Annotated in this window: 9 protein-coding genes and 1 tRNA gene; 6 read left to right on the top strand and 4 right to left on the bottom strand. The window is 43.2% G+C overall.

Going from position 1 to position 6594, the window contains the following annotated elements; translation table 11 throughout:
- Together BLW34_RS14545 and BLW34_RS17555 are read left to right on the top strand one after the other, a co-directional pair.
- On the top strand, positions 1 to 333 hold a 333-nt coding region (locus BLW34_RS14545; RefSeq protein WP_143037963.1), incomplete at its 5' end, for a transposase.
- The gene (locus tag BLW34_RS17555; protein WP_371263957.1) at positions 334 to 651 is read left to right on the top strand and encodes an IS3 family transposase; all 318 of its coding nucleotides are present in this window, start codon (positions 334 to 336) and stop codon (positions 649 to 651) included.
- 204 nt (positions 652 to 855) lie between these two features.
- Here BLW34_RS17555 and trmB read toward each other — a convergent pair whose 3' ends face one another.
- The 3 genes from trmB to thiS all read right to left on the bottom strand — a co-directional run bounded on the left by trmB (position 856) and on the right by thiS (position 2641).
- Complete coding sequence (trmB, locus tag BLW34_RS14535; protein ID WP_090581103.1) at positions 856 to 1527, bottom strand: tRNA (guanosine(46)-N7)-methyltransferase TrmB; 672 nt, start codon at positions 1525 to 1527, stop codon at positions 856 to 858.
- A gap of 42 nt (positions 1528 to 1569) precedes the next feature.
- On the bottom strand, positions 1570 to 2361 hold the full coding sequence (locus BLW34_RS14530) for a thiazole synthase (RefSeq protein WP_090581100.1): 792 nt from the start codon (positions 2359 to 2361) through the stop codon (positions 1570 to 1572).
- A gap of 76 nt (positions 2362 to 2437) precedes the next feature.
- Positions 2438 to 2641 carry a sulfur carrier protein ThiS gene (thiS, locus tag BLW34_RS14525; protein WP_090581096.1) on the bottom strand — a complete coding sequence of 68 codons (204 nt, stop codon included), beginning with the start codon at positions 2639 to 2641 and terminating at the stop codon, positions 2438 to 2440.
- A 65-nt stretch (positions 2642 to 2706) separates the two neighbouring features.
- Here thiS and BLW34_RS14520 point away from each other — a divergent pair.
- From BLW34_RS14520 to BLW34_RS14505, 4 genes are all read left to right on the top strand, one after another.
- Positions 2707 to 2780, top strand: a tRNA-Gly gene (locus tag BLW34_RS14520).
- Positions 2781 to 2871: 91 nt separating this feature from the next.
- On the top strand, positions 2872 to 3465 hold the full coding sequence (locus tag BLW34_RS14515; RefSeq protein WP_090581093.1) for an ATP-dependent zinc protease family protein: 594 nt from the start codon (positions 2872 to 2874) through the stop codon (positions 3463 to 3465).
- On the top strand, positions 3462 to 4988 hold the full coding sequence (locus BLW34_RS14510; protein WP_090581090.1) for an inactive transglutaminase family protein: 1527 nt from the start codon (positions 3462 to 3464) through the stop codon (positions 4986 to 4988). Before BLW34_RS14515 ends, BLW34_RS14510 begins: the two co-directional genes overlap by 4 nt.
- A gap of 3 nt (positions 4989 to 4991) precedes the next feature.
- Positions 4992 to 5936, top strand: coding sequence for an alpha-L-glutamate ligase-like protein (locus BLW34_RS14505; RefSeq protein WP_090581087.1), 945 nt, complete (start codon positions 4992 to 4994; stop codon positions 5934 to 5936).
- Between the two features lie 304 nt (positions 5937 to 6240).
- On the opposite strand, the gene BLW34_RS14500 is transcribed toward BLW34_RS14505, so the two are convergent.
- On the bottom strand, positions 6241 to 6594 hold a 354-nt coding region (locus BLW34_RS14500), incomplete at its 5' end, for a transposase (RefSeq protein WP_177166059.1).

Genomic DNA, 6594 nt, shown 5'->3' with positions numbered 1-6594 from the left:
TCCAGTGCCAGTCGTAAACATGCCAAACGCGAAAAAGAGCCTTGGCTTCTGGTTGTATCGCCCTCGCTAAAAGCGTTTTCTGCAGTGCGGGTCGTAGATTATTATCGAAGCCGTATGCAAATTGAGGAAGGCTTGCGAGACACTAAAAGTACGCATTATGGTTTGGATTTTACCAACGAAAGTCGGATTGAAGCCGAACGCCGAGCCAACCTGTTATTAATTGCCGCGCTCATCATTTTTGCGCTTTGGCTTACGGGGATACGTTTAAAAGGTACTGATATCGAGCGGCACATTAAGGTCAACAGCGATAGCTTGCCGCTATGTCGTTTTTGAATTATCCGCCTCAATGTTGGAGCAGGCGCAAGCCCTTTTAGTAGATTACTTCGATTCATTGGAGAGAGGGTAAATTCGTGGGGATACATCAGGGGCGGTTCCCTCCGGTTGACTCGACCTCCTATGGAAAGCTTCTGGGAAACCCTCAAAAACGAATTGGTACATCATCAAAAATTCAAAACACGACTGCAAGCAAAACAGGAGATTACCGAATATATCGAGATCTTTTATAACCGGCAGCGCAAACAGGAAAAATTGGACTACCTATCGCCAGCAGAATTTACACAGCGATACTATGCAAATCTACTCGCTGCTTAATCATATGGACTCCATATTTGACAACACATATCACAAAGACTTCTCACATTTAATGCGAATAGAGCCAAATCAATCATTTCTTGTGCAGTGAGCTGGTAATGTGATGACATATCGAAATTCTAATATATTCATAACTATGCAGCACTAACTTAAACCAATTTTTGATTCACGAGAAGTATATTTAAAAAGGAACTCTTATTGACTCTATTTTCTGGTAAATATTAAATCCCACACGCTATGCCCCATTTGTAAACCACGTTGTTCAAATTTTGTCAGTGGGCGATATTGTGGACGTACAGCATAATCGATTGCTGTATTAGTAAGGAGATCTTCGTTGCTAAGAACGGATAGAATCTGCTCAGCATAGTCTTTCCAATCAGTGGCAACATGAAGGTATCCACCTAATTTCAAACGCTCGCATAAAAGTGAAGCAAAAACAGGTTGAATTAACCTGCGCTTATGATGCCGTGCTTTAGGCCAGGGATCAGGAAAAAAAATATGAACACCATCGAGTGATTCAAGTGGCAGCATTTGCTGTAAGACTTCAATTGCATCATGCTGAATGATACGCAGGTTTGTCAATTCAAACATATTAATCTGAGCAAGCAGACTACCCACACCTGGCGTATGGACTTCTATCGCAAGATAATCCTTTTGAGGATACTGCTTAGCGATAGTGACCGTGGCTTCCCCCATGCCAGAGCCTATTTCTAAGATTTTGGGAGTACTGCGTCCAAAAATCTCTTCAAGATTTAATTGGTTTGTGGAAAAAGGAATTCCATACTTGGATAACAGTGTTTCATAAGCATTGCGTTGGGCGTTTGAGATACGGCCCTGGCGAAGCACATAGCTACGAATAGAGCGTGTTGATGACAAAATAGTAGCCGTTCAAATTAATTATATAGCTTGGGTGAAAGGTCACTGCGACTGAGCTGGTAAAGTGCCTTCAATCGGTGAGCTTGGGCTTGCACTATAGAGCTTTCTTGCCATGCGCCCAGCTAGATAGGCTTCGCGTCCGGATTCTACAGCTTTACGCATAGCTGAGGCCATCAAAATTGGATTTTGTGCAGCAGCGATAGCAGTATTCATTAACACACCGTCACAACCCAATTCCATTGCAATCGTTGCATCAGATGCAGTTCCTACCCCAGCATCAACCAACACAGGAATTTTAGTGTTGTCAATGATAATCTGCAAGTTCCACGGATTTAGAATACCCATTCCCGAGCCTATTAGTGAAGCTAAAGGCATAATTGCGACACAGCCGATTTCTTCCAACTGCTTAGCAATAATGGGATCGTCTGAGGTATAAACCATTACTTGAAAATTCTCTTTGACAAGAATCTCTGCAGCCTTGATGGTTTCTACCACATTGGGGAATAATGTTCTCGGATCACCGAGTACCTCTAGTTTCACCAGAGAGTGTCCATCAAGCAGCTCCCGTGCAAGCCGTAAGGTACGAATTGCTTCATCGGCTGAATAACAGCCAGCAGTATTGGGTAACAAGGTATATCGGGAAGGCGGTAATACATCAAGCAGGTTGGGTTCGTTGGGGCTTTGGCCGATGTTAGTTCGACGGATAGCTATTGTTATGATTTGCGCACCACTGGCCTCAATAGCAGCGCTAGTTTCATTGAAGTCTTTATATTTGCCAGTGCCAACCAAAAGTCGGGAAGAGTAATGTTTGCCAGCAACGATGAAATCATCCATGGAATCAGTTTTTATTGAAAATTGTAGAGTGCATGTAGAATAGCAAAACGGTCGGTATTCAAATTAATGCAAAAAATCATCCCCCGCCCACTGCTACAACAATCTCTAATTGATCTCCATCAGATAGTGTTTGTTCGGTGAATTGACTTCGAGGAATGATTTCACCATTTCGCTCTACAGCGATACGTTTATTCTGTAATAACATATGCTCTAATAGCTGTTGAAGGTTCAAAGGGTTATTGAAATACTGAGGTTGACCATTAATGGTGAGTTGTATCATTTGGAATATGTTTAGCGTAGCGTAGATTCTGAAGTTTTATTTTCCTAATCTGGCAATTTTAGCATGCGGGTGTAGCTCAATGGTAGAGCAGAAGCTTCCCAAGCTTACGACGAGGGTTCGATTCCCTTCACCCGCTCCATTATCGTTCACTGGTAATAAAAAGCATGGCTGGACGTGGCTTATTGATAATATAATGTTGTCATTTTGATCAAATAATCTCGGATCGTCTGATGATTACAATCATAAGGGGACAGTTTTTCTTTTTTTTAACAATCGTTTTGTTGATAGCAAGCGGTTCAGTGTTAAGTGATGATAAAACTGATCAACCTGAGTTACAACATATCCTTGGGTGGGTGGAATCTATTCGACTGGAGCCATGGGGTCTGAAAATGCTTGCGCGTTTGGATACCGGAGCAAATACCTCGTCCATGAGCGCACGTGACATTTACCATTTTAAAAAAGGAAATAAAGACTGGGTGCGATTTATTCTTGATTTTGGAACCGAAAAGGGTAAACCAAATCGTACCATCGAAATTGAACGCCCCGTACTGCGTTCTCTAAAAATCAAACAACATAGCGGTGTTTCAGAAGAGCGCCATGTTATTACGATGGATATTTGTTTAGCAAATGAAGTACATAATATTGAATTTAATCTTATCGACCGTCGAGCTCTAAATTATCCTATCCTGCTTGGACGTCGGGCACTTGCGGGTGTTGCGCTCGTTGATTCGGCGCGCACTCATCTTAGTAAAGCTGACTGTGGTCATGTGAAGAAAAAGAAGAAAAAGCGTGACTCGTTAGAAAAATTGACTATCCCTGAATGAGACAACTTCATTTATTGCTTCTGGTCATAGTATTGTGTGCCATAGGATTAGGTTTATCTGCTTACAAAGTAACAACACTGGGATTGCCTCTAACATCCTCTGAACAGGCAGAGGTCTGGAATGTTGAAGCACGTATCAGTTTTCGTGCAAAACCGGATACCAGCGTAAAAGTGAGCTTGCCACTTCCTCTCAATTCTACTGGTTATACTATTATTGCTGAGGATTTTGTGGGGGCCAATTATGGATTGGCAATTGAACAAGACGACAGTGGGCGCACAGCTTTGTGGGCAAAGCGGCGTGCGCAAGGGAAACAATTATTATTCTATCGCGCTATGATCTATGAGGATGTTGAGAAAACATCTGAAACAGGTAAACCGCCGCTTTATCCATCAGTACCCGATTATCCCGAAAATTTCCGACCAGTTATCCGAGATCTGCTCGATAAGGCGCGACAGCGATCCGCAGATACGGTTTCCTTTACGCAGCAAGTTATTCAGCAGCTGAATGCCGCTTCGCCAGCTCCGGAGTTGAAATTACTGATGGAACATATCAATAATTCTCTTAGGCTGGCTAAGGGTATTAATTGGATTCTGGCAGGGGCGCGCATCCCTTCACGAATTATCCAGGGTTTACGTCTACAGGATGGCAAACATTATTCAGAGTTAGAATCTTGGGTACAAGTCTATGATGGTACTCAATGGCGCGCACTCAATATAAAGGATGGTCAGGAGGGTTTGCCTGCTAATTTTGTAATATGGCAAGTCGGCGATCAGAAGAGTCTTTCTGTCGAGGGAGGAAGTGAAATGAACCTTCAATTCTCTGTAGCCAAAACACTTCGAGAGTTAGTTGATATTGCAGAATCACGTGCGGCGTTGAAAGGATCGCGCATAATGGAATTTTCTCTGTATTCCCTACCGGTTGAAAGTCAGAATGTATATAAGATATTACTAATGGTGCCTTTAGGGGCGTTTGTTGTGGTTTTGATGCGCAATCTAATTGGGATTAAAACCTTCGGGACATTTATGCCAGTATTGATCGCACTGGCTCTTCGGGAGACCGAATTGTTATGGGGATTAGTACTGTTTTGTTTGATTGTCGGATTAGGGCTTTTATTGCGTGCCTATGTGGATCGATTGAAGCTATTGCTAATTCCACGATTAGCCTCGGTACTGACCATGGTAGTGCTTCTCATGGCTAGTACCAGCGTTATCATGCACAAGCTCGGACTTGAGATGGGGTTGTCAGTTGCCCTGTTTCCAATGGTTATCATGACCATGATGATAGAACGAATGTCTCTCACTTGGGATGAAGCTGGTCCTGCGGAGGCATTTAAACAGGGCGCAGGAAGTTTGCTGGTGGCGACGATTGGTTATCTCGTGATGAATATCGATGCTCTACAGCATTTGATATTTGTTTTTCCTGAATTACTGCTTGTTGTGCTAGCAGCCACACTGTTGTTTGGCCGATACTCTGGGTACCGATTGACAGAGCTTTGGCGCTTTCAGGCATTAGCCAAGCGCTAAAAAATGTTTAGAACCTTACTAAATCTGAAGCGAGCAGGTGTTGTCGGAATAAACCGGCGGAATGCTGATTATATCCTGCGCTACAATGAGCGTTCTCTCTATCCGTTGGTCGATGATAAGTTGCAAACCAAGCGATTAGCAATCGCGGCTGGGATCGCAGTACCTGAGTTGTATGGTGTTATTGAAATCGAGCATGACATAACAAATCTTCCCGATATCGTAAGTGAGCATAGAGATTTCGTAGTTAAACCGGCACACGGCTCAGGGGGCAATGGTATTTATGTAATCATTGGACGAATCAATGATCGCTATCAACATAATAATGGTAGCTTGTTGACCAAGGAAGAGCTGAAATATCATATTTCCAATATTTTGAGTGGTATGTATAGCCTTGGTGGCCAACCTGATCAGGCTCTTATCGAATATCGGGTAAAGTTTGATACATTATTTGAGTCAATTAGTTATCGTGGTGTTCCGGATATCCGTACTATAGTATTCAGAGGAATACCTGTTGCGTCAATGGTACGGTTACCTACACGTATGTCAGATGGCAAAGCGAATTTACACCAAGGTGCAGTGGGAGCGGGGATTGATTTAGCAACCGGGTGTACTACGCATGCTGTCTGGCAAAACCGCCCTGTTGAACAGCACCCTGATACCGGTGCTCCTATTAGTGGTTTTGAAATACCTCACTGGAATAAATTATTAATATTGGCGTCACAGTGTTATGAACTTGTTGGATTAGGCTATCTTGGGGTTGATGTTGTATTGGATCGTGAACTTGGTCCTTTGGTGCTGGAGCTGAATGCAAGACCTGGATTGTCCATCCAAATTGCCAATGGGAGAGGTATGCAAAAACGTCTTGAATATATTGACCGACTTGCTGAAATTCCTGAATCGGCGCAAGAGAGGGCAAGCCTTGCGCAAGATCTTTTTGTACGAGTATAGAAAAACTTTTAGGCTATCCTATTACCAGCTTTTTTACCCATATTCAAGGTAGTAGTCTTAAACTATCCAGTATGACTCGATTTAAGGGTGGTTAGGCGAGTTCATAACATATCAATTTCTTTCAGAAGCTTAAACGCCGTGATGTTCAATGACTCATGAATTCCTTCTTTAATCAAAGCAATAACCCACTCTGCATTGACTGCACAAAGCACGGCCTAGCTCGCCGGGAGAGAGCTCTACTATATCATCTTCAACGATGATTTTATCGATTCCATTTTGATCTATTGTTATTTATATCCCCAATCTAGTGTAACGTCCCCAACATTTCTTTAGCTCTGGTAACTTTAGCCAAGATTGCTTCTGGAGTGGCGGTCCATTGATATGGCTTGGGGTTAGCATTGCGATGTTCCAGGTACTGCTTGATCGCCGCCTCTAGTTCATCGACACTGCGAAATACGCCTCGGCGAATCTGCTCTTCGGTGATGTCCCGGAAGAAACGTTCGACCAAATTCATCCAGGAAGCTGGCATGGGAGTGAAATGAAGGTGAAAGCGTGGATGTTTAGCCAGCCATTCTTTGACGTTCGGGTGCTTATGGGTGGCGTAGTTGTCGACAATCAAATGCACATCCAAGGTTTTGTCCGTCTGTGTATCGAGCTT

The organism is Nitrosomonas sp. Nm58 (genome assembly GCF_900107335.1).
Taxonomy (GTDB): domain Bacteria; phylum Pseudomonadota; class Gammaproteobacteria; order Burkholderiales; family Nitrosomonadaceae; genus Nitrosomonas.
Note: the sequence above shows the minus strand (reverse complement) of the source record. Positions and strands in the feature narration are given on the sequence as shown.

Coding starts and splice junctions, on each gene's coding strand:
- BLW34_RS14530 (WP_090581100.1), bottom strand. CDS start 2,361: ATGGATGATTTCATCGTTGCTGGCAAACATTACTCTTCCCGACTTTTG.
- thiS (WP_090581096.1), bottom strand. CDS start 2,641: ATGATACAACTCACCATTAATGGTCAACCTCAGTATTTCAATAACCCT.
- BLW34_RS14515 (WP_090581093.1), top strand. CDS start 2,872: ATGATTACAATCATAAGGGGACAGTTTTTCTTTTTTTTAACAATCGTT.
- BLW34_RS14510 (WP_090581090.1), top strand. CDS start 3,462: ATGAGACAACTTCATTTATTGCTTCTGGTCATAGTATTGTGTGCCATA.
- BLW34_RS14505 (WP_090581087.1), top strand. CDS start 4,992: ATGTTTAGAACCTTACTAAATCTGAAGCGAGCAGGTGTTGTCGGAATA.